Annotated in this window: 1 protein-coding gene; it reads right to left on the bottom strand. The window is 44.3% G+C overall.

Translation table 11 applies throughout. From position 1 onward, the window contains the following. Positions 1-14 precede the first annotated feature (14 nt). A protein-coding gene (locus tag MHN32_RS23665) for an IS3 family transposase (protein WP_239422995.1) occupies positions 15-1,077 on the bottom strand; the annotation gives its coding sequence in 2 pieces (ribosomal slippage) (positions 15-874 and positions 874-1,077; 1,064 coding nt annotated over the 2 pieces). This gene is flagged as partial in the annotation.

The raw sequence follows: 1,077 nt of genomic DNA on the forward strand, positions 1-1,077 counted from the left end.
TGTCCACTTCCCCTTTAATGGCACACCTCTAAACTGGAGTTTTCCAACTTAGTGCGGTAAATCGCCGGAGGCAAGTTACCAAGGCTCTCATGTGTTCTTTCTTCGTTGTAATCTAAACGCCAGAACCAAGCCATATCTCTCACTTGGTTGATGCTCTCAAACAAGTAAGCATTTAAAAATTCCCTTCTGAATGAGCCATTGAAACGCTCTATAAAAGCATTTTGCTGCGGCTTTCCTGCTTCTATATAGGCGAGTTCTATATCTCGCTCATGACACCAATCTGTTAGTTTATTTGAAATGAGTTCCGGGCCATTATCCACGCGAATTTGTGCTGGTAGACGACCTCTCTCTGACTCTAGCTGCTCTAATACACGGATAACTCGCGCAGCTGGGAGTGATGTATCCACTTCTATAGCCAAGCACTCTCGTGTCGCTTCATCAAGCACATTTAAGGTTCTAAATCGTTTTCCGCAATAAAGTGTGTCATGTGTAAAATCCAATGCCCATTGATAGTTCACCTCATTCTTAACCTCAAGTGGTTGCGGCTCCCGTAGCGGCAATTTACGCTTAGTTCTACGTCTTAAGTTCAAACCCATTAAGCAATACACGCGGTAAATACGCTTATGGTTAAACGGATACCCTTTAAATTTTATTCTGCCCACACACTTCCAGAAGCCAGCTTGTGGTGACTTTTCAAGTACCTCTTTAATCGCATTAATGACAGCAGCGTCTGCATAACGCCAATCCCGCTCTGGGCGGTAATAGGTTGAGCGGCTGAGCCCTACAGATGCGCATGACTTCACAATGCTCAGGCCAGCTTCAACCAGGGTGTTTACGCAACTACGCCGTTCTGCTGTCACCAGCCCTTTTTTGCAAAGAGCTCCTTGATCGCATTATTCTCTAGGCTGACTTCAGCATACATTTTTTTGAGCTTAAGATTTTCTTCTTCAAGCTCTTTGAGTTTTTTAACATCAGAAGCCTCCATACCACCATACCTCGACTTCCAGTTGTAAAACGTACCATTGCTTATGCCGTGTTTACGACATACGTCCTCAACTTTCATACCTGAGTCTGCTT

Origin of the sequence: Pseudoalteromonas sp. Of11M-6 (genome assembly GCF_022347905.1) — a bacterium.
Classification (GTDB): Bacteria; Pseudomonadota; Gammaproteobacteria; order Enterobacterales; family Alteromonadaceae; genus Pseudoalteromonas.